Below are 25075 nucleotides of genomic sequence, written 5' to 3'. Positions count from 1 at the left end.
TTATTAAGAGCAATTGTGTTTTTTGTGAATGAAATTAAATTAAGGATAGACTTAAACGGAGTTGGCGGAATAATCATAAGGAGGCTGTAAGATGGAATCGATTGTGAACAAGGTGCTGGATGACGTGGACTTAAAAATCCTTGATCTGCTCCAGAAGGATAGCCAAATAAGCAACGCTGAGCTTGCCAGGAGGGTCAGCCTGTCTGCCCCCGCCATTCATGGGAGGGTGAAGCGGCTCGAAAATGAAGGCTATATCGAGAAGCAGGTGGCAATTTTAAGCCAGGAAAAACTGGGCTTTGATCTGCTCTGCTTTATTTTCATCAGCACTAACATCCATCAGGCGGAAAAGCTGGAAGCACTGGAGGGCACGCTGGTGGATATGGCTGAGGTGCTGGAATGCCACTGCCTGACAGGAGAATATGATTATATCTTAAAAGTGGCCATCAAAGACCGGAAAGGGCTGGAACAATTCATCCGAAAGCTGAATCAGCTCGGGATCACGAAGATACAGACAAGCCTCTCCTTGAGGGAAGTCAAATATTCAACAGTACTGCCGATTCTGCCTGACGGAGAAAAAACAGTCTGATTCAGATTTCGGGTTCTCCCTGCTGATCGTGTATGCTAAAATAAAAGAGAACAATTGAATAATAGAATTATCACTAGGGGAGCCTGCAAGAGGCTGAGATCAAGCATTTGAGACCCTTTGAACCTGATCTAGTTCATACTAGCGTAGGGAAGTGTGCCGAACGGTTATAAAAAGTACATATTTTTTTAGCCATAGATCATTAATCAGCCACTTTCCTGCGCAATGGGGAGTGGTTTTTTTGCGTCGTTTACAAGGTTGGCCCAGCAGGGATAAACTGCAGCTCCACGCCATTTCTGCAGGACAGCCGGCGGAGGAATTTATCAGGATAGCTTCAAGCATCTCGCGGAATGTGGACTATATTCATATCAGGGAGCATCACCTGACAGCGGCTGACATCTACGAGATGGGGAGAATTCTGCTGGAAAAGGGAGTCCCGGGGGAGCAGATCATCATTAATAACAGAGTGGATGCAGCGGCCGCATTGGGAGTGAAGGGAGTCCAGCTCGGCTATCACAGTCTTCCGGTACGGGAAGTGCGGATAACATTCCCTGGCCTGCTCATCGGAAAATCCGTCCACTCAATTGAAGAAGCTGTTCAGGCAGAAGAGGATGGCGCAGATTATGTCATGTATGGCCACTGTTTTCCGACCAGTTCCAAGCCAGGTATGGAGCCAAGGGGCCTCTCCAGCCTTGAGGAAATGACAGGAAGGCTTTCTATTCCGGTGATAGCGCTCGGGGGAATTTCTCCTGACAATATGGAACAGGTGATAAGGGCCGGAGCTTCAGGTGCTGCTGTACTCTCGGGAATTTTTAAAGCCGTCAGTCCGGAGGAGGCAGCTGGCGCATATAGGGTTGCACTGAACCGGGGAGGAGGCAGATATGAAGAAAGTTTATGATGTGATCATTGCCGGGGGCGGCATTATAGGGTGCTCTATCGCCTATCAGCAGGCGAAGCTTGGCAAGCAGGTGCTCATTCTGGAAAAAAGGGAGCTGTGTTCTGAAGCTTCTTCTGCCGCAGCCGGAATGCTCGGTGCCCAGGCAGAAATAGATGAGAATCTATCAATGCTGAAGCTGGCCCTGAAAAGCAGGGCCATGTTCCCTGACATCATCCAGGAGCTTGAGGATCTGACAGGAATCAGCATCGGCCTTGTTAATGAAGGGATGATAAAAATTGCTTGGGATGATACAGAGGCAGAGGTCCTTAAAAAGCAGGTCAGATTCCATGAAGAGTGGGACGGACAGGTAAGGTGGATGGACCAGGCAGAAATCTGTGAAAGGGAGCCCCATCTCTCCCGGGGGCTCGCAGGGGGTATGCTGATTCCGAATGACGGCCAGCTGATCGCACCGAACCTGGCGCGGGCATTTGCGGTGGGGGCAATGGCCCGAGGTGCAGTCGTGCTGGAAGGGACGGAGATCAAAGACTTCATATTTGATAAAGAATCCGTCGAGGGTGTGATGACCAGCAAAGGAAGTTTTTATGGAGAAACCGTAATTGCTGCCGCAGGTGCATGGACGGGAGAGCTGCTGAAAAAGACAGATCTTGAGCTTCCTATTTTTCCTATAAAAGGGGAATGTCTGTCAGTCATACCTCAGCGGCCTTTGATCCGGTCGACCATCTTTTCCGATTCTGGCGGGTATATGGTGCCGAAGAAAGACGGTCGCCTGATCATAGGTGCAACAAGCTATGAAAATGATTTCAATCCTTCCGTTTCGTTTGGCGGAGTCAGGATGCTGGCCGAACGGGCCTATAAGCTGCTGCCCCAGCTCGCATCGGCACGGTGGGAAAAGGCTTGGGCAGGGATTCGGCCGCAGACAGGGGACGGCCTTCCCTATATCGGCTGGCACCCCGCCTATAAAGGCCTGTTCATCGCTGCCGGGCATTACCGGAACGGCATCCTGCTCAGCCCCATCACAGGAAAAATGGTTTCTGATTCTATTGAAGGAACCGCAGCCGCAGAAGATAAGGAGCTTTACAGAGATTTTGAGATTGAGAGAGGTTTGAAAAAAGTGCAGGAGGGGTGGATTCATTGAAGCTTCATGTGAATAGCAGTGATATCCTGGTGCCTGGCACCGTCAAGTCGGTAGGGGATTTACTGGAACATTTGAAACTGAATCAAAAGGCGGCGATTGTAGAACTGAACGCCGCTATTTTGGAAAAAAGCCAGCATGCTGAAACAGAGCTTGCAGAAGGTGATCGCATAGAAATCGTACATTTTGTAGGAGGCGGATGAAATGCTGAAAATCGGAACATATGAATTTAACTCAAGGCTATTGCTCGGAACAGGGAAGTATCCGGATTATGAAACGCAGAAAATGGCGGTCAAAGCATCACATACAGAGGTGCTGACTTTTTCAGTACGCCGCATGGATATTTTTGACCCGGAACAGCCGAATCTGCTGGAGGAGCTGGATGTGGAAAACTACAGGCTGCTCCCCAATACGGCGGGTGCAAAGACAGCAGAGGAAGCAGTCCGTACGGCAAAACTGGCCAGGGCTTCAGGCCTTTGCGACATGATCAAAGTCGAGGTGATCGGCGATATGAAAACACTGCTGCCGGATCCGATTGAAACCTTGAAGGCGTCCGAGGAGCTCTTAAAGGAAGGCTTCATTGTCCTTCCGTATATTTCGGATGATGTGATGCTGGCGAAAAGGCTGCAGGAAATGGGCGTGCATGCCATCATGCCGGGAGCATCGCCAATCGGCTCAGGCCAGGGAATCATCAATCCCCTCAATCTCAGCTTTATCATTGAACAAGCTGAAGTCCCTGTCATAGTCGATGCCGGGATCGGCTCCCCTGCAGACGCGGCCCTGGCGATGGAGCTTGGAGCGGACGGGGTCCTTCTGAACACAGCTGTCTCGGCTGCCAAGGATCCGGTCAAGATGGCCGAAGCAATGAAGCTTGCCGTGGAGGCGGGGAGGCTTGGCTATGAAGCCGGACGCATGCCAAAGAAAAAGTATGCTTCTGCAAGCAGTCCGATGGAAGGATTGAGCACTGTTTGAACGGCAGATACTCCAGGCAGGAGCTCTTTGCCCCGATCGGCGCCGAGGGGCAAGAGAACTTAAGCCGGAAGCATGTTCTGATCATCGGTGCCGGGGCACTCGGGAGCGGCAATGCCGAAGTGCTTGTGAGGGCTGGAGTTGGTAAAATTACCATCATTGACCGCGATTATGTAGAGTGGAGCAATCTGCAGAGGCAGCAGCTTTATACAGAGGAGGATGCGGCGGGGAGGATCCCGAAGGCAATAGCTGCAGGCCGCCGTCTTCAGTCGGTCAATTCATCGGTTCAGATTGAGAGTATCGTAGGTGATGCCGGGCCTGAAGAGCTTGAGGCTCTCGCTGGCAGCATCGATCTGATCATGGACAGCACCGATAATTTTGACACGAGGATGGTCATCAATGACATTGCGTCCAAGCACTCAGTCCCATGGATCTACGGAGCCTGTGTAGGAAGCTATGGCATCAGCACAGCCTTCCTGCCCGGAGAAACACCCTGCCTCAGCTGCCTGCTTGAACAGGTGCCGATCGGCGGGGCGACCTGTGATACAGCGGGGATCATTGCTCCCGCAGTCGGGATGACCGTCGCCTATCAGACGGCCGAAGCGCTGAAAATATTGGTTGGAGATTTTAAGTCGGTGAGGCGGAAGCTAGTTACCTTTGATTTGTGGGAAAACCAGTTCTCAGCGGTGTCTACAAGCACCTTGAAAAAAGAAGACTGCCCTTCCTGCGGGGTGAATGCTGTGTATCCATATCTTGCTTATGAAAATAGGATGAAGACAGCAGTTTTATGCGGGAGGAATACCGTACAAATCCGTCCGGGAGCTGGAGTGGTGATTAGCTTGGATGCTGCAGCTGAGCAGCTTCGGCTTGCAGGCGGGATAGTAGAAAGAAATCCATTCCTGCTTTCTTTTGAAAAAGACGGTCAGCGGCTTGTTCTTTTTAAAGACGGACGGGCGCTGGTTCACGGAACGAAGGATATCCAGGAGGCGAAGCGGGTTTATCATCGGTATTTGGGGTAGATGGGTGCTGAAACGCAGATTTGGCTGCTTTTTCTATGAGGATGGGGTTAGCTGGGGTAATTCAGGGGAGGATATTTGCGAGTTCTGGATTTTATTTGCGGGAATTTGGATATATTTGCGACTTCCCCAGGTTGCGGGTTTATGAGGCCAACCGGATATTAGCAACTTTTGGATTTTATGCAACTTCTCTGTTTTATTAGCAAGTTTTCAATTTTACTAGCAACTTTCCCCATATACTAGCAACTTCCCCATTTTATTAGCAACTCGCCCCTCCAACAGCCAATAAAAAGGAGCCCTGCCGTCGCAGAGCTCCTTTCTTTTCGTAAGTTAACCGGATTACTGCAGCCTGTCTCTCTGAAGTCGCGAGTTTCAGCAGATACAGTGCTGGAAAATGGAATCTTACATCAGGTTTTCGAGTTCAAGACCAAGGTCAAGATCTAAACCTAATGAAGAGAAGTCTTCCTCTTCATATTCGCTGGACATGCCTGCAAGGTGAAGGCCAAGCTTTGCCCATAAAATAGCTTCTTCTTCATCGCTTAAAGAGGCAAGTCCCAAATCAGTCATTGCATCCAGGCGGGAAGCAGAATAATCTTCGTCATCATTATTCATGGCAGAAGCTGAAAGTCCAAGCTTGCTCCAAAGACCTGAATAATCTTCATCGTCTTGTGAAAATAAACCAAGATCGTTCATCAGATCAAAACGGGCAGAAGACTCATCATTTTCGTCATTGTTCATTGTAGAAGCATTCAAGCCTGTTTTGTTCCAAAATGAAGATTTATCTTCGTCATCTTCAGAAACGAAACCTAAATCATTTAAAAAATTTAAGCTGGCAGAAGATTCTTCATCATCCTTGTTCATCGCAAAAGCGTTCAAACCAGTGTTATTCCAAAAAGAAGTCATTTCATCTTCGTCTTCAGAAACAAAGCCTAGCTTGTTCATTGCATCAAGATTGGCAGAAGATTCTTCATCATCCTTGTTCATCGCAAAAGCGTTCAAACCAGTGTTATTCCAAAAAGAAGTCATTTCATCTTCGTCTTCAGAAACAAAACCTAGCTTGTTCATTGCATCAAGATTAGCAGAAGACTCATCTTCGTCATCCTTGTTCATCGCAAAAGCATTCAAACCAGTGTTATTCCAAAAAGAAGTCATTTCATCTTCGTCTTCAGAAACAAAGCCTAGCTTGTTCATTGCATCAACATTAGCAGAAGATTCTTCATCATCCTTGTTCATCGCAAAAGCGTTCAACCCAGTGTTATTCCAAAAAGAAGTCATTTCATCTTCGTCTTCAGAAACAAAACCGAGCTTGTTCATTGCATCAAGATTGGCAGAAGATTCTTCATCATCTTTGTTCATCGCAAAAGCGTTCAAACCAGTGTTATTCCAAAAAGAAGTCATTTCGTCTTCGTCTTCAGAAACAAAACCAAGCTTGTTCATTGCATCAAGATTGGCAGAAGATTCTTCGTTATCTTCAGAAGTCACCGCACCAAGATCCAATCCAGTGTTCAGATCAGCAGAAGACTCTTCGTCCTCGTCTTTGTTCATAGCAGAAGCATCAACATCAGTATCCGCCCAAAGAGAAGATTCTTCATCTTCAGAAGTCACCGCACCAAGATCCAATCCAGTGTTCAAATCAGCAGAAGACTCTTCATCTTCATCTTTGTTCATAGCAGAAGCATCAACATCAGTATCCGCCCAAAGAGAAGATTCTTCATCTTCAGAAGTCACCGCACCAAGATCCAATCCAGTGTTCAGATCAGCAGAAGACTCTTCGTCCTTGTCTTTGTTCATAGCAGAAGCATCGACATCAGCACCTGCCATAAGAGAAGACTCATCATCAGAAGCAGTAGCTCCTAGATCTAATCCACTGTTCAAATTAGCAGAAGACTCTTCATCTTCATCTTTGTTCATAGCAGAAGCATCAACATCAGCACCTGCCATAAGAGAAGACTCATCATCAGAAGCAGTAGCTCCTAGATCTAATCCACTGTTCAAATTAGCAGAAGACTCTTCATCTTCATCTTCATCTTTGTTCATAGCAGAAGCATCAACATCAGCACCTGCCATAAGAGAAGACTCGTCCTCAGAAGTCATCGCACCAAGATCCAATCCAGTGTTCAAATCAGCAGAAGACTCTTCATCTTCATCTTTGTTCATAGCAGAAGCATCAACATCAGCACCTGCCATAAGAGAAGACTCGTCCTCAGAAGTCATCGCACCAAGATCTAATCCAGTGTTCAGATCCGCAGAAGACTCTTCGTCTTCGTCTTTGTTCATAGCAGAAGCATCAACATCAGCACCTGCCATAAGTGAAGACTCATCGTCAGAAGTCATCGCACCAAGATCCAATCCAGTGTTCAAATCAGCAGAAGACTCTTCATCTTCATCTTTGTTCATAGCAGAAGCATCGACATCAGCACCTGCCATAAGAGAAGACTCATCATCAGAAGTGGAAGCACCAAGATCAAGATTAGTTCCAAGATTGGCAGAAGATTGCTCTTCTCCGTTGTCTTCACTTGAGGACGATTGTACATCTGCGTTTGTGTTTGCATCTAAAGATGAACCTTCTTCAGAGCTTTCGAGTCCCAGACCCAGGCCGAGATTGGTATCCAGGCTGCTTGAGTCTTCGGATTGTTCATGTCCATCGGAATTCACACTTTCTTGTCCATTAGCTGTTTTGGCAGCTGTTTCACCGTTTTCAGATGAACTTTCTCCATTGTTTAAATCAGTTGATTTAGACTTAAGATTCACGTTGGCCTTTAAGTTTGAAGTGAGTGAGGAGCTGTCATTCTCCTCGCTTGAATTCAAGCTTGTCAGTAGATTGGTTGAAAGTCCAACTGAATTTTGGTTAGTGTCTTCAGATGCCAGAGTGTAGGAGCCTCCTGCAAAAAGACCTGCTGCAGCAAAACCTGTGATCGCTAATGTTTTCAATAAGTGTTTGTTTTTCAATTGAATTCTCTCCTTCTTCTTTTTAGTTTTTTATATAAAAACGTGTAAGAAGAAGGTTGTTTGCGGCGGCTGTGAAGGAGGAGCATTTAACCATTGATCATGGAAAAAAGCAACTGCGCTATATCTGGCCGCTTTTTCAGACATTGCATCAATCATAGGAACACCGGCAAAGTATATGGAAGGGAGTGCTGCTCCGCTTGATGCGGATTGTCCTCCGCTTGCCGTTGTGCTGGTGCCATTTGTTCCGCTGTTGGCAGGTACGTAGGCAATTGCCGCTTGTACCGGCTTTTCAGCTGGTGCCTTATCAGTGGCCTTGTTTTGGAACTTGTTTCCGCTTTCAGCAGAAGGCGCTGTTCCAGTCTCTGCTGAAGAACCGAAGAACTGTTCAGAAGCGTCTGCTGCCAAAGGTTCTGGCTGAGACAATCCATCAGTTAAAACTCCATCAGACTTGACAGGTGTTTTATCATTAACCGAATCTGGCTCTGTTTGATTGGCCGGTGTGTCTGCTGCCGTCATACCATCCGGGACGTTTGTATCAGCAGGTGTTGTAATGCTGATAGAATCGGTCCTGCCATTATCGGCAGACGGCGTATTCACCTTGGTGGAATCGCCCGCTCCAATATCAGCCGCCGGAGTTTTAACAGAAATAGAATCAGACACATCTACATCTGCGGCCGGAGTATTCACTTTGATGGAATCGCCCACCTCGGCATCGACAACCGGAGTTTTAACAGAAATAGAATCAGACACATCTACATCCGCGACCGGAGTCTTCACCTTGATGGAATCGCCCACCTCGGCATCGACAACCGGAGTTTTAACAGAAATAGAATCAGACACATCTACATCTGCGACCGGCGTGTTCACCTTGATGGAGTCACCCACTTCAGCATTGACAACCGGTGTTTTAACAGAAATAGAATCAGACACGTCCACATCTGCGACCGGAGTCTTCACCTTGATGGAGTCGCCCACTTCAGCATCGGCCACCGGAGTTTTGACGGAAATGGAATCGGAAACGCTGGCTTCGGTAATCTTTGCGTCCACTTTTATGGAAGGGTCCTCGGAAAGGTTAATATTCACCAGGGATTTTTCTTCCGCATTTTCGTCCTTTTCCACAGTGATGATTGGCTTTGTCACCGTCTTGACTGTTTCTTCTACTGCACCGGTCACTGTGCCAAGAAGAGAGGCATCTTTTGGTTTGGCTTTGTCATTATTCTGTTGTCCGCTTTGATCCTGGCTTTTCTCGCTTCGCTGCAGGGGGACCGTTTCTTTAACGGTGCTTGTGACTTTTTCTGTCGCAGAGCCCAGCAGCCCGTCCGCCAGTGCAGTCGAAGGGATGAAGCAGAAAGCCGCAAGAACAAAGGCTTGTACGAATCTGGCTGACACTCGAATCGCTCACCTCCTTTCAAAATTCCGCCTGAATTGGAACTTATTCCATCCTTTTGTACCCGGCGGAAATGCTTATAAACTTTTCGGTGTTCTGCTGAACTAACGAAAAAGAATTCGTTTTGGATTACTTTTTCATAAAAAAATTTGAAGTTTTTTAGAAAATCCTTTTAGGAGTAAGGGACTGGGGTGATGGGCATATTTGGAAAGCGAAAAGTAAAATAAAATATTCCTGCCAAAAAAATTTTGGAATACTTTTCTGAAAAAACATGTTCCCTTCCTCAGGTAATAGGGTATATCCAAATAGATTCTGGATAGGAGTGTGAGAGATGAAAGCCGTAACTTACCAAGGTTCCAAAGATATTCAAGTCAAGGAAGTTGAAGATCCAAGGATTGAGAAAAATGATGATGTTATTGTCAAAATAACTTCCACAGCGATTTGCGGGTCAGATCTGCATATCTACCAGGGAAATATGCCCCTGAGGGAAGGCTATATTATCGGACATGAACCGATGGGCATTGTTGAAGAGGTTGGCCCTGAGGTTACGAAGGTGAAAAAAGGGGACAGGGTTGTCATTCCTTTTAACGTTTCCTGCGGGCAGTGCTTCTTCTGCCAGCATGACATGGAAAGCCAATGCGATAATTCCAATCCTCACCAGGATACAGGAGCTTACTTTGGCTATACAGAAAGATACGGAAACTACCCTGGCGGCCAGGCAGAGTATCTGCGCGTCCCTTATGGAAATTTTGTACCGTTTGTTGTACCCGAATCCAATGAAATGGAAGACGAGGAGCTGCTGTTCCTTTCCGATGTTCTCCCGACTGCTTATTGGAGCGTTCTTCATTCCGGCGTCAAAAAGGGCGATACAGTTGTTGTTCTTGGCTGTGGACCGATCGGCTTGATGGCACAGAAATTCGCCTGGATGAAAGGTGCTTCCCGAGTGATTGCAGTCGACCATCTTGACTACCGCCTGCAGCATGCCAAGCTCGTCAATAAGGTTGAAACCTTCAACTTCAGTGAACATGATGATATGGGTGATTATCTAAAGGAAATCACAAGCGGCGGTGCCGAGGTTGTCATCGACTGCGTCGGCATGGACGGGAAGAAATCAGCGATTGAAAAAATCGAGCAAAAGCTGAAGCTTCAGGGAGGAACACTCGGGCCTATCCAGATGGCAACGAAGGCTGTCAAGAAATTCGGAACAGTCCAGCTGACCGGCGTTTACGGTGCAACCTACAATATGTTCCCGCTTGAAGCTTTCTTCTCCAGGAACGTAACGATTAAAACAGGACAGGCACCAGTTATCCATCTGATGCCGGAAATCTATAATATGATTGAAGAGAAAAAGATTGATCCGACCCACATTGTCAGCCACAAACTGCCCCTCGCAGATGCGGCACGCGGCTACCATCTGTTCAATGAACATGAAGACGATTGCACAAAGGTTGTATTGAAGCCATAAACAGCAGGCAGGTCCTTTCCGGGCCTGCCTTTCCTTTTGGCATTTTGCAGGATATCCACCTGATGTCAGAGAAATGTAAGTATACTATTTCTTTTAAAGCAGGTGGAAAAATGAACAAACTGTTTTTGGAAAATGATGCCCTTGCGCTGGCAGAGCTGGTCAAAAAGAAAGAAGCTGCGCCGATTGAGCTGGCAGAAGCCGCCATTGAGAATATTGAAGCATTGAATCCTGGGCTTAATGCAGTAATCAATAAAATGTATGACCAGGCAAAAAAGGCTGCTTTATCTGCTGATCTGGAGGGAAGTTTTGCAGGAGTGCCGATGCTGCTGAAAGATATCACGCAGGAAATCGCGGGAGAAAGAATCACTTCCGGCTCAAAGGCGCTGCAGAATTACCGTGCAAAGAGCGATTCTGAATTTGTGGCCAGGCTCCGGCGGACGGGTGCCATTTTTATAGGGCAGACGAATGTTCCCGAGCTTGCCTTGATGGGGATTACAGAGCCTGAATTTTACGGACCGGCCAGGAATCCATGGAATCCTGATTACACTCCGGGCGGCTCAAGCGGCGGTTCCGCTGCAGCAGTGGCGAGCGGGATGGTGCCGATTGCAGGCGCCAATGACGGCGGCGGCTCGATCCGCATCCCTGCCGCTTATTGCGGCCTGTTCGGCCTGAAGCCGGGCAGGGGAAGGACACCGGCCGGCCCTGGGATTGGCCGGCATTGGCAGGGGGCTTCATCCGACCATGTGCTCACCCGTTCGGTCAGGGACAGCGCTGCCATGCTAGATGAGCTGCATGGACCGGAAAAAGGCGGCGCCTTCTACGCTATTCCCCCATCAGAATCGTATCTGGGCTGTCTGGAAAAGCCGCTCCCAAAAACCATGAAAATTGCTTATACCACAGCTTCCCCGCTTGGCACCGATGTCCATCCCGACTGCAGGGAAGCTGTGCTCCGCACGGCTGCTATCCTCGAAGATCTGGGGTACCGGACCGAAGAAGCTGAACCGGATATAGACGGGAAGAAGCTTGCCCAAAGCTATATCACCATGTACTTTGGAGAGGTGGCTGCGGCGCTGGCTGGAATGGAGGCAACACTCGGGCGGAAGGTGTCCAGGACGGATGTGGAAGCATCTACATGGCTCCTCGGGATGCTTGGAAAAACAATCTCTGCCGGGGATTTTGTCCTGAGCATGAGGGAATGGGACAAAGCCGCCTATGTGATGGATTCTTTCCATGAGACCTATGACTTTTATTTGACTCCTGCCACTGCTTTTCCGCCTGCAAGGATCGGCGAGCTCAGCCTTAGAAATGCAGAAAAAACAGCTGTCCGGCTGATCAGCATGCTGAAGCTGGGAAAGCTTGCCCAAAAGGCCGGGCTTGCCGGCCAGCTCGCTGAAAACAGCCTGAAGCGGACGCCGTTCACCCAGCTCGCCAACCTGACAGGGCAGCCGGCGATGAGCGTGCCCCTGCACAGTACAGCAGAGGGCTTGCCATGCGGTGTTCAGTTTATGGCAGCCAAAGGGCGGGAGGATCTTTTGTTCCGGCTTGCATTTGAACTGGAACAGACGCCTCATTGGCTAAGGAAATATTGAGAGGCAGTTAGGGGGATTTTTTACTGTGGGACCCAGCTCAGCTGGCATGAAGGCTGGACATCTGGAACATCATAAGCTAGTATCAGAACGGTACACAACTTTTTGTAAAACTGGGCATGCTTTAAAAAAGCAGCTCTGGAATAGATGAGATTTTTTTGCAAAAGAAGGAGATAGTTATGACTGAAAATCAATCTGTAGTTACCGGCCTGAAGCCTTTTATCCAGGAAGTCTGGGAAAAATCCGGCTTTAATGAGCCAACCGCCGTTCAATCGAAGAGCATCCCCCTTATCCAGGAGGGCAGGGACGTGATCGCCGAATCGCCGACAGGGACAGGCAAGACGCTTGCTTACCTGCTGCCGCTTCTTGATAAAATCGATCCCGGCAAAAAAGCGGTTCAAGCCGTTATTGTGGCCCCTTCACAGGAGCTTGTTATGCAAATCTTCTCGGAGGTCCAAAAGTGGGCAGAAGGAAGCGGCATAAAAGGAGCCACCTTCATCGGCGGCGCCAATACGAAAAGACAGCTAGAAAAGCTGAAGAAGCACCCGCAGATCGCTTTGGGCACGCCTGGGCGGATGCTCGAGCTGATCAAACAGAAAAAACTGAAGATGCATGAAGTCAAAACGGTTGTGCTCGATGAGGGAGATCAGCTCCTTGTTCCTGAGCATCTTGAGACAGTAAAGACCATTTTAAAGTCAACCCTTGCTGACAGGCAGCTTGCTTTCTTTTCAGCAACACTTCCTGAAAGCACCGCGAAGGTTGCACAGGAGCTCTCCGCTGATGCCGAGCTCATCCGCGTAGGGAAGGAAGAGGCAATCCCTTCAGATGTGGACCATATTTATTTTGCCTGTGAGCAGCGGGATAAAATTAAACTCCTAGAAAAGATCTCCCGTGTGAAGGATATCAAGGGGCTTGCCTTTGTAAAGGATATCGGCAATCTGGCTGTCCTTTCCGAAAAGCTTGATTTTAAAGGCGTGAAGGCCGGAATCCTGCATAGCGACCTGGACAAAATGGACAGGCAGAAGCATTTGAAAAATTTCCGCGAAGGAAAAAGCAGCCTGCTGTTCGCAACAGATGTGGCAGCAAGGGGCCTTGACATCCAGGGTGTCACTCATGTTGTGCACTATGATTTTCCGAAAGACATCAAGCAATATGTCCACCGCTCAGGGCGCACGGGCCGTTTCGGCGCAAGCGGGACGGTCATCTCGCTCGTCACCGAAAGGGAAGAACGCGAACTGAAGAAGTTTTGCCAGGAGCTTGGCATCACGCCGGAGAAGAAAGTGTTTTATTCCGGTGATATCGTGGACGCTGATAGAAGAAGATAATAGGGAGCTGACAACCCGGGTTTGGGTTGTCAGCTTTTTTTGATGGGTTTTTGTGAAAAAATGTAAGGTGGAAAAAATATCGGCTGTTTTGGGTAGAATTATTGGTAAACTAGGGTGAATAATTGAAAAAGTAGGGTGAATACATGGAAAAGTAGGGTGAATAAACGGAAAAGTAGGATGAATAAACGGAAAAGTAGGGTGATTAACTTAAATTGACCGGGGATCCACCCTAAATGAATCAGGATCCACTCTAAATTGGTCTGATTCAACAAGATGGAACAGCAGAATTAAACCCAGCCTTAAAGAAAAGAATCATTTCCTAGAAAAACACCACAAATCCACCAGCGAATATTCGATGTCCTCTCTAACCAACCTTCATTATAGTAAAGGATTCAGAAAATATGCTAAAATATGAAAGTAAACTCAATGTGAAAGGAATCGATTCCTATATGAAAAATCCAAGGCTGAAAAAGCTCCAGGAAGAATGGCTCCTGGAGGCCACTATAGATGAGATGCAGGAGAAATTGGAGAAGGGCGAGGTTTCTTCGAAAGAGCTTGTGCTGATGTACCTGCACAGGATTGCGCAGAAGGATAAGAACGGCCCGGCCATCAACTCTGTACTTGAGGTCAATCCGGATGCTGCCCAGATTGCGGCGGCACTGGATGCCGAACGTAAGCTGAAGGGCAGCCGCGGGCCGCTGCATGGCATTCCTGTACTGATCAAGGATAATATTGATACTGCTGATAAAATGCACACCAGTGCCGGATCTCTTGCACTGAAGGAGTCGGTTGCAAAAGAGGATTCCTATGTGGCTGAAGCTTTAAGAAAGGCCGGAGCCGTTATTCTCGGAAAAACGAATATGACGGAATGGGCCAATTTTATGACAGAGGGCATGCCGAGCGGCTACAGCTCAAGGGGCGGGCAGGTGCTGAATCCTTATGGGCCGGGTAATTTTGATGTCGGCGGCTCCAGTTCGGGTTCAGGTGCAGCCATCGCTTCGAACTTTGCGGCAGTGGCTGTCGGAACGGAGACGTCAGGCTCGATTCTCAGCCCGGCAAGCCAAAACTCGCTTGTAGGCATTAAGCCGACGGTCGGCCTGATCAGCAGAAGGGGGATCATCCCGATTGCGCATTCCCAGGATACGGCAGGCCCGATGGCAAGAACCGTCAGGGATGCCGTTTACCTTCTCGATGTGCTTGCCGGCAATGATGACAGGGATCCTGCTGTGCTGAACAATCCAGAGTCAGACTATACCGAGTTTGCTGGTTTTCTTGATGAAAACGGGCTGAAGGGCAAAAGGATCGGCATTGCACGTGAAGTGTATTTTGATTATTTGAGCGGGGACAAGCTTGAAGTGATGAACCATGCGGTTGAACAGCTGAAAGCTCTTGGTGCCGAGGTGGTTGACCCTGTAGAAATCCCTTCTACAAAAAATAATTGGAAGTATGATGTACTTACATACGAATTCAAAGCAGATCTAAACGCCTACCTGCGCGGGGTTGCTCCTCATATAAAAGTGAAATCCCTTGCCGATGTGATTGCCTTTAACCTCGAAAACAGTGATGCAGCCCTTAAGTACGGACAGACCATCCTGGAGGAAGCCGAAAGAACAAGCGGGACTCTGACTGAAGAGGCTTATATCAGCTCGCTTGAGGAGGATGTCTACTTTTCGACTGAGCAGGGAATTGATCATGTCCTGAAAGAGCATCATCTTGATGCAATCGTGACGCCGAACAATTTTGGAGCGGGCATTCCGGCAAAGGCAGGCTATCCTTCCATCACAGTACCGGCAGGCTATTCCTTAGAGAATGAGCCTGTGGGCATTACGTTTACCGGCACTGCTTTTTCAGAAGCCGGTCTGATCAGCATGGCCTATGCTTTCGAGCAGGGGACAAAAGTGAGGAAATCCCCTCTCCTGTAAGGCCGCCAAAGCAGAATAACACATAGTGAAAAGGCCCATACTACCAGAGAAAACGCCAGTAAAGGAGCGAGGCAGCATGGGCAGGACAAAGCTTGGAAATGCAAATGCACAGCGCAACAATAATAAAAAAAGAGAAGGCTGGACAAGCGAAGAGCTGGTGGAATTCAACACCGGCACGAAAAGCAAGAAAGAAAATCAGCCTAAAGACTAAGAAGAAGGCCCCTGTCATCAGGGGGCCTTTTTGTGTAAAAAATATCTTTATTTTTCCTGAAAAGTGATTATAATCAAATTAACAACTTACTGATAAAGGCAAACCTGTCGAAAGGCAGGGACGCAAAGCTATGGGCCTTCCCGCGGATATGCGGCTGGCTGCCAGGCTGCCGGGCTCCTTTTTATGGATGTCATGGCATCATACAAAGGAGAGTATACAATGACTATCAAATTTTTTAAGACAGCTCTTTTGGCTGTACTGCTCGTGTTTGCAGCCTGCCCCGTGAAAGGAGAGGCTGCTGATATGAACCGCTCAACCTGGCTGTGGGATACAGCAGCCATAAAGGACAGGTCTGATGAAATCATTCAATTCCTGGCGGACAGGCAGGCAGATCAGCTGTATCTGCAGATTGACCAGAGCCTGCCGGCCGCTGTCTACCAATCTTTTATAGAAAAAGCAAATGCCGGCGGAATCAGTGTCCATGCATTGGATGGAGCACCTAAATGGGCCACGGCAAAAGGTGAAGCAGCCATGCGCAGCTTCTTCTTCTGGGTAGCTGCTTATCAGGAGCAGGCAAGCCCTGCCCAGCAGTTTTCAGGCATCCACCTGGATATCGAGCCCTATCTTCTGCCAGGCTGGGAAAGCAATTATAAAAGCACTGTGGTGAATTATCAGACCCGGATGCTTCAGGCTGCTTCCTTGTCCGCAGAGCTCAGTCTTCCGTTGGGGGCAGATATGCCTTTCTGGTTTGATGAAATGATGTTCAGCAATAAATTCGGCAAAGATTCCCTCGCAGGCTGGGTCATAAAGAATACTGACAGTGTGACGATCATGGCCTACAGAGATACAGCAGCAGGCCCTAATGGGATGATTGAGCTGTCCAGGAACGAGGTTGAGCTTGCGGCACAATATGGGAAAAAGATAGAAATTGCCGCAGAAACAGGGGCTTCTTCTGAAGCGGCGTATATCACTTTTTATGAGGAAGGCACACTAAGAATGGAAGAACAGCTTTCACTTGTCCGTGACGCTTATTCCTCAGATTCCCATGTGGGATTCGCTGTCCATCATCTTCAAAGCTGGATGGATTTGAGGCCATAATCATCTTTGGAAAATGCCTATTTTTAAAAAATAGGTATTTTTTTACGTTCAGTACCTTGTAATGTTCAATAGTGTATTGTATGATGGGTTTGTGAATGAATGGAAGGATTTACATGACTACTGAATAATGTTCACTACCGGTGGAGGTGCAAGGATTGAATGTTCAATTCAAGAAGGGTGTTCTTGAGCTGTGCGTGCTGCTGCTGATTTCTAAGAAAGATCAGTATGGCTACGAGCTCGCGCAAAACATCTCGGATAAAATCGAGGTGGCTGAAGGGACGCTCTATCCTTTGCTCAGAAGACTGACAAAAGAAGAGTATTTAACAACCTATCTGGCAGAATCAACGGAAGGGCCTCCCAGAAAATACTATTCACTGACAGAAAAGGGCAGGGATTATATGAATATGCTGATCGAGGAATGGCAGCAGTTTTCATTGGCGGTTAATCAATTTGTTGAGGAGGGAAAGTCCAGTGGCAGGGAATGAGTTTTTAGAAAGGCTGGAAAAGCTGCTTGGTAAGGTGCCGGAATATGACCGGCGGGAAATGCTGTACGATTATGAGGAGCATTTTGAAATCGGGCTTGCAAACGGCAGGACGGAAAGGGAAATCATGGAGGAGCTCGGTGACCCGCATGTCATTGCGCGCGACCTGCTTGCAGACTACAGGATTGTCAAAGCGGAGAAAACGCAGTCGGTCTCCAATATTTTTCAAGCTGCGACAGCGGCGGTCAGCCTCAGCTTTTTCAATCTGGTCTTTATACTTGGGCCGCTGATCGGCCTCGCAGGCGTCTATATTTCACTATGTGCGGTGGCGCTCGTTTTGACATTGTCGCCATTTGCCTTGCTGGGGTCTTCGTTTTTTACGGGCTTTGAGGATATGACCCTGAATTTCTTTGCTTCGCTGGCACTGTTCAGCCTGGGCCTGCTGCTTAGCATCGGAATGATTTATGTCGGCAAATTTTTCTACCGGGTACTTCTCGGCTATATCAAATTCAATGTCAGGCTAGTCAAAGGAAAAGGAGAGAAGGCGGCATGAAGAAACTGGTGGCGGGTTTGGTCGTTTTATTCCTGATCGGTGTCGGCGGTTCAGCCATTACACTCAGCGCTTCGGGAGGTCTGAATTTTAACACGGTTGAGATTAATCAAAGCGAGACGATAAAAGCAGATTCCATCCAGCATATCTCAGTAAATAGCGCTTCTACAGATGTGGTCATCAGGGAAGCTGGCAGCGAGAAAGATATAAAGGTGGCACTAACGGGGAAAGTCAGCAAAAAGCTCAAAGATGATTATAAACTGAAGGTCAGCGAAGATGACGGCACCCTGAATGTCGACCTTGATGTGAAGAATATGTTCCGCATGGGAGTGGTTATCATCCGTGATGTGAAAATCGAGGTGCTTCTCCCGAAAAAGGAATATGAGGAACTGGCAGTACAGGTATTATCCGGCGATATCAAAGCGGAAAACATTCAAAGCAAGGACAGCATTTTTGAGACAAAGAGCGGTGATGTTGCGCTGAAGGGAATGGAAGCCGGAGGCCAAATGGAAATCCAGGTGGCGAGCGGCGATGTAAGGGTAGAAGATTCAAAGGCGAAGGAATTGAAGTTTAAGGCAGCAAGCGGGGACATGCAAATCGATGGGTCAGCCGCAGAGTCAGCAGATTTATATACAGCTTCAGGGGATATAAAAATCAGCGAACTTTCCGGGGATATCGCTGCAAAAATTACTTCGGGCGACCTGAACATCAGCAATGATCAGCTGGCAGCCAGCATTACTGCCGAAACGGCAAGCGGGGATGTCAATATTTCATTCAAAGAGGAGCCAAGCGATATGATGGTTGATTTTAAGGCAACCTCCGGGGAGGGCAATGTCCAGCTTGATGGATTTCTTTTTGAAGAAAAAGAAGAAGACAGGATTCTCGGCAAAATTGGTTCAGGCGAGCATGTGGTAAAGGTTCATACTGCGTCCGGGGATTTTAATCTAAACTAACAATAGCGTGTCCAGGCGGAAAGCCCGGGCACGCTTTTATTTTTGGACAGGAATCTGTGTCCTAGTATTCAGCAACCACCATATCCCAGTAGGTTAATGACGGAATGCTGAATATAACATTCCCGTTTTCCTGCCTGAACGGAAGCTCTTCAGGCCTGCCGCCTTTAATATCAGGGGAGGCAAACCATAGGTTTTTGACCTTCCGATCTTCCTCTAAACTAAATGTAAGGTCCCGCCGTTCCTTTGGCTTAGCTTGATCGGCATTTGTATCGCGCCATTCCATATGGACCGCATCCAGGAAGTTGATGAAATGGAGGATTTTCCTGTTTCCGGATTCTTTCGGCAGCACCCAAATCTTTTGCTGTTCAGGATCTCCCATCGCTAATGGCAGCCCTTCATGGGATATGATCGCTGCCTCAGAGTCCCGTGTATGATCTCGCAGGATATTCTCATAAGCTGTTAAAAAATCATAATAACTGGCCATTTCTTGCTGAAGGCCTTCGGACACCTGAAGTTGATTGTGAGGGAAATATTCCTTGGAAAGCATATGCTCGCCCAATTCCAGATGTGCTCCGCCATTGGAAAAGATAACAGCATCTGTAAGCAGGACGCCGGCTTCATTAAACATTCCCTGCTCATCAGAATGACGGTAATTCATATAAGCGGCCAGAACAGAGGCCTGTCCGTTATTTGTAAGGTTCCTATTTTCATCCAGTATCTTCTTGAGATCCCCATAATGCTTATACGGATCCCATACTTCGGTATACAGAAACGCAGCACCTGCTCTGCTGATGGCCGGCTGGCCATACTGATTCACGGCATTCATCACAATCTCTTTTTCAGGCAGCTTCTGTTTGATTTTCTCCAGGAAAGGCTGGAAGCTTTCTGCAAGGTGGATGCTGTCTCCAAGCTCATTAAAAACTTCTCCCCTGTCACCAAGCTGATCGATATGCCAGCCATCAAAGCCCAGGTATTGGTATACCATTTTCTGCTGTTCTATCAGATGGTCCTGCCACCATGGATTGGTGGGATTCATGATCAGCAGATTGCTTTTCCAGCCGCCAGGGAGGGGATGGATGTCAGGCTCCGGGCTGCTCTGATCCTTAAAAAGCTGCCATTCACGGGGCAAGCCGTTATCTTCAAAAGATCCGTACAGTAGATTATATGCCATGGTTTTTATGTTCCTCTGTTTGGCTTCGCCGATATACTGCTGTACTTTCTGCAATGAGATGCGGCGGTTTGCGACATCCTCCCAATGGCCCGCCGGCAGCTTATCCTCCATCTTCAGGGGCTCCTGATGCTCAAAATGCCAGTCATAGAATTGAAGCCCATTAAGATGATAGCGGTTCAAGTCGGATATGATAGCGGCAGCTGTTTCGGGGGAAGAGTCAGCAAAGTCAGACAGAAACCCGTAGCGGGGAAACCGGCTCCAGCTGCTTGAAACGTCTACAGCAATTGTTTCGGTCTGTATGCTGCCGCCATTTTCCACAGATACGACGGCCAAGTAGCCTTTATAATCCTTTTCCGGAGGATTCCAGCTCCATCTGTGGGTGCCGGGAGCCTTCAGTTCTGCAGCCACTGTGTCCAATGGGCGGCCAAGATGATAATAGGTGACCTCCACCGTGCTCCCAGCCTCTGCTTTTATTGAAAATTGGACAGAGTCCCCGGGATTATAGCGGGCTTTATCGGTCTGCAGATTGAAAAATAAATCTTTTGACTCCTGCAGGGAGGGAGCATCATGAGTGGTTTTCTCTTCCTTTTCTTTCAGGCAGAAGCTGGCAAGCGCCGCCAGCAGCAGAAGTCCGAGGATGGCTGCTTTGCCTTTCAATATGATCACCTCTTTCAAAAAAGAAGGGCTAATCCCTGTCAGATTAGCCCCCTAGATCTTTTAGAATTTAATTTGAACCTTTTTGCCTTCTGCTGCAGGCACATTTACATACAATGTTTTTGAGTTTGTTTCATAAAAATAAGATTCTTTTGTTTGTGTCATTTCTTCCAGTGAGAAGACGGCGCGGTATTTCTTGCCGGCTGCCTGGATGCGCTTAGGCGCTTTCTCATTATTAAGCTTCAATGTCACCTGCTGGAGAGCTGAATCGTAGTTATCAGTCTCTTTCTTTTGGGTGAATTCGATCTTATTCGGTTTTTCATTCAGTGTAAAGTTTGTGATATCAAATTCACCGTCCTGATGGTCGAGTGATTTGCCGTCATCTTCATAGAAGCTGTAGCTTGCTTCTTTGTCCAAATAGGTGTCGAGCACCAGGTTTGTCAGTTCCTTTTCTCCTGTATACTGCTGGACTTCACGTGTTGGAATGATGCTGTCTTTTTTCACGAAAATCGGCAGATGCTCTAATGGGGCGCTGACATTGATTGTCTGTCCGCCTTTATATTCCTTCTTGGTCCAGAAGTCCACCCATGTGTCGCCTTTTGGCAGATATACATCGCGGCGTGTCTGTCCTTCTTTTACGACAGGGGCAAGCATCATAGAGTCGCCGAACATGAACTGGTCAGCAATGTCATATGTGTTGGCATCTTCCTGGTAGTGATAAACAAGCGGCTGCTGGACCGGCTTGCCTGTCTCGGAGGAATCCTTGAAGGCATTATAAAGATAAGGCATCAGCTGGTAGCGCATTTCAATATACTTCTTGGCGATTCCTTCAACCTCAGGCCCGAATGCCCATGGCTCCTGTCCCTGCTTTACTTCTGCTTTGGCGTCTGAATCATAATGGATACGGGAGAAAGGAAGGAAGGCTCCAACCTCGATCCAGCGTGTATAAAGTTCTTTATCTGGGCGGGAAGCAAATCCGCCAATATCATTACCGACGAAGGAAACACCGGATAAGCCTAGGTTCATATTCATCGGCAGGCTCATCTGAAGATGCTCCCAATTGCTTTCATTATCTCCTGTCCACAGTGCTGCATAGCGCTGGGAGCCGGCAAACATGTCACGCGTCAGGACAAACGGACGCTCATTAGGCTTATGCATGGCCCAGGCATTGTATGTTGCTTCTGCCTCGTCATGGCCATAAAGATTATGGTATTCCGTGTGCATGATTTTGTCATCTTCATATCCGAAATAAGTATCAAGCGGCATTGTATGATTATACTCTCCGCCATCCACAAAGACTGCAGGCTCATTCATATCATTCCAGATGCCGTCGATTCCTGCATCGAACAGGACGTTATGGTTTTTGGCCCACCAGTCCCGCACTTCCTCTTTGGAGAAATCAGGGAAAGCAGAGTCGCCAGGCCAAACTGGGCCAATGAAGTTTGTGCCATCCGGATTTTTGCCCCAGAAGTCTTTGGCAGTGCCTTCCTGATAGATTTTGTAATTTTCATCCTGCTTGACCGCAGGGTCGTTGATGGCAATAGCATGGAAGCCTTCCATTGATTTCAGCTTTGAAAGGGCATCTTTATATTTCTGATCCCAAGTGAAGACCCTGTAGCCCTGCATATAATCGATATCAAAATGCATGGTATCAAGCGGAATATTCTTATCTCGGTAAGTTTGGGCCACATCGGTAATTTCATCGGCGGTATAGCCCCATTTGCTCTGGTGCAGTCCCAATGTCCATTCGGCAGGCATGTCCATTTTGCCTGTCAGTTCAGTATACCGGTCAAGGACATCCGAAATTTCCGGTCCATACATAAAGTAATAGGTAAGCGGTCCGCCGTTGGCATAGAAGTAGTAATAGTCATCCGACTCGCTTGCCATTTCATAGTAAGAACGGTAGGAGTTATCAAAAAGGATCCCGTAGGCTTTTTTATCTTTCAGGCCCATAAAGAATGGGATGCTTGTATAAACATATTTTGTATCCTTTGTATAAGCATAAGCATCAGTATTCCACATCCCGATGCTTTCGCCGCGCTGGTTCATATTCAGGCCGGCCTGTTCGCCGAAGCCGTAGAAGTTCTCGCCCTTTTCGGTTTTCTTGAAAACATATGGCTTTCCATCTTCATAGCCGGATGAGGCACCGTTTTGAAGATAATCTTCATTGATTACTTGGCCCTCTTTATCAAGGAATTTCACCCCGAATGGCGACTTGCTTACTTTAATGGTCAGCTCGCCGGTTTTGATGGTATATTCTTTTTTGCCGTCTTCAGTGCTGAAGAGAGGAGTTTTCCAATCCTTCTTTGCAATGGCAGGAGTTTCTTCTTCTTTCTGGCCGTCCTTTAAGACAGAAACTTTGACAAGGTCTTCTGAATAAATACGTATAAATGCTTCATAATCGCCAAGGTCGAATTGGACCCCGTTTTTAAGCTTTTTCACACTCTTGGCTGAAAGAGTCTGAAGGTTCTCCTTTTTGAGCGGAGTGTCAGCCTCAGGCTGTGTGACTGCAAGCGCACCTGGTATGCTTGCAGATAGTGCGACACCGGCAGCGATTGCCGCGGCAGCCAGCATCCGGAGGGTTTTCCTGGACTTTGCCATATGTATCTCCCCAATTCTGTATAGTTTTTACAACCTGACTTTAGAGGAGAACGTGGAGGCGGTCAATACTTGTATATACAACTAAACAGATGAAGTCATTGGACCCAGAAGCCCCAGAAATGCTGCTGTGAAATCGTTTGCGTCACTTCGTGAAAGCGTTTTGCTGATTGATGCAAAATGAATCCTTTACACTAAGCCTTTACAGTCTGTCATATTAAAGGGGACTTATGGGTCAAATCCTGTAATATAGTAAAAAAAGGATTGAAACAGAGGAGAAGAGGGAAAGAGTAGAATTTGTTTGATGCGGGAGTTGGAAGTGGAAAAGAAGTGCCGGATTATCTTTTTGAAGCCCCAGCCAGTACCCGATGGCAGACAGAAAGCTCCCGCAGCAGCCAGCCGCAGGAGCTTCCCAAATCATTCACCCTGGATTTTTTTAAGCGGAGTTTCTGCCGGGCCTTCGACAACTTCTCCTGTGTAAGAAAAGCGCGAGCCGTGGCACGGGCAGTCCCAGGTCCGTTCGCCATTATTCCATTCACATTCGCAGCCCATATGTGTACAGGTGGTGTCGACGATATGAAGGGCTCCTTCTTTATCCCGGTAGGCCCCGGCCCTTTTGCCATTTACGATGACAGGTGCACCGTGGTCCGGTTCAATATCATCGAGCTCGGCAGGGATATATTCGAGCTTCCCTTTAATCAGCTGGCCTGCAACATCGGTATTGAATTTAATGAATTCCTTGATGCTTGGATCGGCTTTAAATCGGGAAGGGGTGAATACTTCCTTATAAGGACTATCCTTTTTGGCAATAAAATCATTCAGCAAATGGGCAGCCGCAATTCCGTTCGTCATCCCCCATTTACGGTAGCCGGTGGCAACATAAATGTTCGAGGCATTTTCAGTGATTGGGCCAACATACGGGATCTTATCCAATGTGATTAAATCCTGTGCAGACCATCTGTATGGATACTCCTCTATGCCCATAACCTCCTCTGCGAATTCCTCCAAAGCCTCATAATGCTTAAGAGTATCCGATTCGTGCCCGGTTTTGTGGCTGTCACCGCTGATAAGGACCAGCTTCTCGCCATTTACCGGTGTATAACGCAGGGAGCGTGTCGGCTGATCGGCACTGTAATACATCCCGCCCGGATATTCCTCACGGGTCTTCACAGCGACAATATAGGATCTTTCCGGCTCCATTCTCGCAAAATAAAAGCCCTTGCCATCATAGAATGGGAAGTGTGAGGCGACAATCACATGCTTGGCTGTAACGGTTTGGCCATTCCTTGTTTTAACTGAGGCAGGCTGTCCCTCCTCAATATCGACAGCTGTTGTATTTTCATACACTTTGCCGCCTGCTGCTGTAAATTCCTCAAGAAGCACCTTCAGGAATTTCAAAGGGTGAAATTGTGCCTGCCCCTTCATGACTGCTGCCCCTTTGATGTCTATGTTAAATGGGATGCTATCAGCAAAGCCGCTGTCGATTCCAAGCTTCTGGTAGGCTTCATACTCCTTTTGCACCTTGCCGGCAGCCTGGTCGGAAACCGCATAGATATAAGCGTCCTCCATGCTGAAGTCACAGTCGATCTTTTTTTCCTCGACAAGGTTTTTTACAAAAGTGATTGCTTCTGCATTCGCCTGATAATAAAGCTTCGTTTTGTCTTCCCCAAAGTGGCTGATCAGCTCATCATAGATGACTCCGTGCTGGGCGGTCAGTTTGGCAGTTGTATGCCCCGTTGTTCCGTTGAGGACGTTTCCTGCTTCAAGGATCGCTACCTTAAATCCCTCTTTTGCGAGAAGGTAGGCAGCGGTGATTCCTGTAATTCCTCCGCCGACGATTGCGACATCAGTCTCGATATTTTCATTAAGCGCCTCATAGGATGAGAGCGGGGTTTCCCTCCAGTACGGTTCCGGAAACTGCGGCATTTGTGAATGATTCATATCTTTCCTCCTCAGGTTTTTCTTCTAGTAGATAATCTTTCCTTTCCAAGGGGGGCATATTCGTTCTTCTGCATAGCTGCTGTAAATTTCATACCCTTTTGGGCCGGAAGATAATCGCAGGAAAAAGAGTTGCGGCAGGGACGGAATTATTGGATAAAATAAGCAGCAAACTTAAATACTAGAAA

General features: G+C 47.7%; 20 protein-coding genes and 2 riboswitches. Of the genes, 15 read left to right on the top strand and 5 right to left on the bottom strand.

From position 1 onward, the window contains the following. Positions 1-91: 91 nt before the first annotated feature. The 6 genes from Q9R36_RS10185 (at position 92) to Q9R36_RS10160 (ending at position 4601) form a co-directional block, all read left to right on the top strand. Positions 92-586: an Lrp/AsnC family transcriptional regulator gene (locus Q9R36_RS10185; RefSeq protein ID WP_094768127.1), complete on the top strand. Its 495-nt coding sequence runs from the start codon at positions 92-94 to the stop codon at positions 584-586. Positions 587-651: 65 nt separating this feature from the next. Then, positions 652-753, top strand: a riboswitch (TPP riboswitch). A 62-nt stretch (positions 754-815) separates the two neighbouring features. Next, on the top strand, positions 816-1481 hold the full coding sequence (locus Q9R36_RS10180) for a thiamine phosphate synthase (protein WP_101551826.1): 666 nt from the start codon (positions 816-818) through the stop codon (positions 1479-1481). Continuing rightward, complete coding sequence (gene thiO, locus Q9R36_RS10175) at positions 1465-2616, top strand: glycine oxidase ThiO (RefSeq protein WP_311225047.1); 1152 nt, start codon at positions 1465-1467, stop codon at positions 2614-2616. The genes Q9R36_RS10180 and thiO overlap by 17 nt, the downstream gene beginning before the upstream one ends. Continuing rightward, positions 2613-2816, top strand: a complete 204-nt coding sequence (gene thiS / locus Q9R36_RS10170; RefSeq protein WP_009792264.1) for a sulfur carrier protein ThiS — start codon at positions 2613-2615, stop codon at positions 2814-2816. The genes thiO and thiS overlap by 4 nt, the downstream gene beginning before the upstream one ends. Position 2817: 1 nt before the next feature. Continuing rightward, a complete protein-coding gene (locus Q9R36_RS10165) occupies positions 2818-3585 on the top strand; it encodes a thiazole synthase (protein ID WP_009792263.1) in 768 nt (255 codons plus the stop codon). Next, positions 3582-4601, top strand: a complete 1020-nt coding sequence (locus Q9R36_RS10160; protein WP_311225046.1) for a thiazole biosynthesis adenylyltransferase ThiF — start codon at positions 3582-3584, stop codon at positions 4599-4601. Before Q9R36_RS10165 ends, Q9R36_RS10160 begins: the two co-directional genes overlap by 4 nt. Before the next feature lie 399 nt (positions 4602-5000). On the opposite strand, the gene Q9R36_RS10155 is transcribed toward Q9R36_RS10160, so the two are convergent. Then, positions 5001-7547: a hypothetical protein gene (locus Q9R36_RS10155; RefSeq protein ID WP_311225045.1), complete on the bottom strand. Its 2547-nt coding sequence runs from the start codon at positions 7545-7547 to the stop codon at positions 5001-5003. A gap of 30 nt (positions 7548-7577) precedes the next feature. After that, on the bottom strand, positions 7578-8936 hold the full coding sequence (locus tag Q9R36_RS10150) for a hypothetical protein (protein WP_101551811.1): 1359 nt from the start codon (positions 8934-8936) through the stop codon (positions 7578-7580). 329 nt (positions 8937-9265) lie between these two features. On the opposite strand from Q9R36_RS10150, the gene Q9R36_RS10145 reads away from it, so the two are divergent. The 9 genes from Q9R36_RS10145 (at position 9266) to Q9R36_RS10105 (ending at position 18526) form a co-directional block, all read left to right on the top strand. After that, positions 9266-10399, top strand: coding sequence for a zinc-dependent alcohol dehydrogenase (locus Q9R36_RS10145; RefSeq protein ID WP_009792256.1), 1134 nt, complete (start codon positions 9266-9268; stop codon positions 10397-10399). A gap of 110 nt (positions 10400-10509) precedes the next feature. Next, entirely contained in the window at positions 10510-11988 is a 1479-nt protein-coding gene (locus tag Q9R36_RS10140) for an amidase (protein ID WP_101552130.1), read from the top strand. Between the two features lie 176 nt (positions 11989-12164). Continuing rightward, entirely contained in the window at positions 12165-13310 is a 1146-nt protein-coding gene (locus Q9R36_RS10135; protein WP_094768136.1) for a DEAD/DEAH box helicase, read from the top strand. Positions 13311-13759: 449 nt separating this feature from the next. Further along, positions 13760-15232: an amidase gene (locus tag Q9R36_RS10130; protein ID WP_101552128.1), complete on the top strand. Its 1473-nt coding sequence runs from the start codon at positions 13760-13762 to the stop codon at positions 15230-15232. A gap of 76 nt (positions 15233-15308) precedes the next feature. After that, positions 15309-15443, top strand: coding sequence for a hypothetical protein (locus Q9R36_RS10125; RefSeq protein ID WP_009792252.1), 135 nt, complete (start codon positions 15309-15311; stop codon positions 15441-15443). An 87-nt stretch (positions 15444-15530) separates the two neighbouring features. After that, a riboswitch (cyclic di-GMP riboswitch) is annotated at positions 15531-15617 on the top strand. A gap of 45 nt (positions 15618-15662) precedes the next feature. Next, the gene (locus Q9R36_RS10120) at positions 15663-16541 is read left to right on the top strand and encodes an amidase (RefSeq protein WP_148973394.1); all 879 of its coding nucleotides are present in this window, start codon (positions 15663-15665) and stop codon (positions 16539-16541) included. Positions 16542-16696: 155 nt separating this feature from the next. Further along, the gene (locus Q9R36_RS10115; protein ID WP_022543345.1) at positions 16697-17026 is read left to right on the top strand and encodes a PadR family transcriptional regulator; all 330 of its coding nucleotides are present in this window, start codon (positions 16697-16699) and stop codon (positions 17024-17026) included. Further along, positions 17013-17576 carry a DUF1700 domain-containing protein gene (locus tag Q9R36_RS10110; protein WP_009792249.1) on the top strand — a complete coding sequence of 188 codons (564 nt, stop codon included), beginning with the start codon at positions 17013-17015 and terminating at the stop codon, positions 17574-17576. Before Q9R36_RS10115 ends, Q9R36_RS10110 begins: the two co-directional genes overlap by 14 nt. After that, positions 17573-18526, top strand: coding sequence for a DUF4097 domain-containing protein (locus Q9R36_RS10105; RefSeq protein WP_148950545.1), 954 nt, complete (start codon positions 17573-17575; stop codon positions 18524-18526). Before Q9R36_RS10110 ends, Q9R36_RS10105 begins: the two co-directional genes overlap by 4 nt. 61 nt (positions 18527-18587) lie before the next feature. On the opposite strand, the gene Q9R36_RS10100 is transcribed toward Q9R36_RS10105, so the two are convergent. The 3 genes from Q9R36_RS10100 to Q9R36_RS10090 all read right to left on the bottom strand — a co-directional run bounded on the left by Q9R36_RS10100 (position 18588) and on the right by Q9R36_RS10090 (position 24890). After that, the gene (locus tag Q9R36_RS10100) at positions 18588-20354 is read right to left on the bottom strand and encodes a glycoside hydrolase family 66 protein (RefSeq protein ID WP_170939477.1); all 1767 of its coding nucleotides are present in this window, start codon (positions 20352-20354) and stop codon (positions 18588-18590) included. 60 nt (positions 20355-20414) lie between these two features. Further along, positions 20415-22952 carry a glycoside hydrolase family 31 protein gene (locus Q9R36_RS10095; protein ID WP_129613975.1) on the bottom strand — a complete coding sequence of 846 codons (2538 nt, stop codon included), beginning with the start codon at positions 22950-22952 and terminating at the stop codon, positions 20415-20417. Positions 22953-23366: 414 nt separating this feature from the next. After that, positions 23367-24890, bottom strand: a complete 1524-nt coding sequence (locus Q9R36_RS10090) for an FAD-dependent oxidoreductase (protein ID WP_248138726.1) — start codon at positions 24888-24890, stop codon at positions 23367-23369. Positions 24891-25075: the final 185 nt, after the last annotated feature.

Origin of the sequence: Bacillus sp. AG4(2022), assembly GCF_031844465.1 — a bacterium.
GTDB lineage: Bacteria > Bacillota > Bacilli > Bacillales > Cytobacillaceae > Bacillus_AB > Bacillus_AB infantis.
The sequence above is the reverse complement of the archived record's forward strand: the minus strand, read 5'-3'. Positions and strand labels throughout refer to the sequence as shown.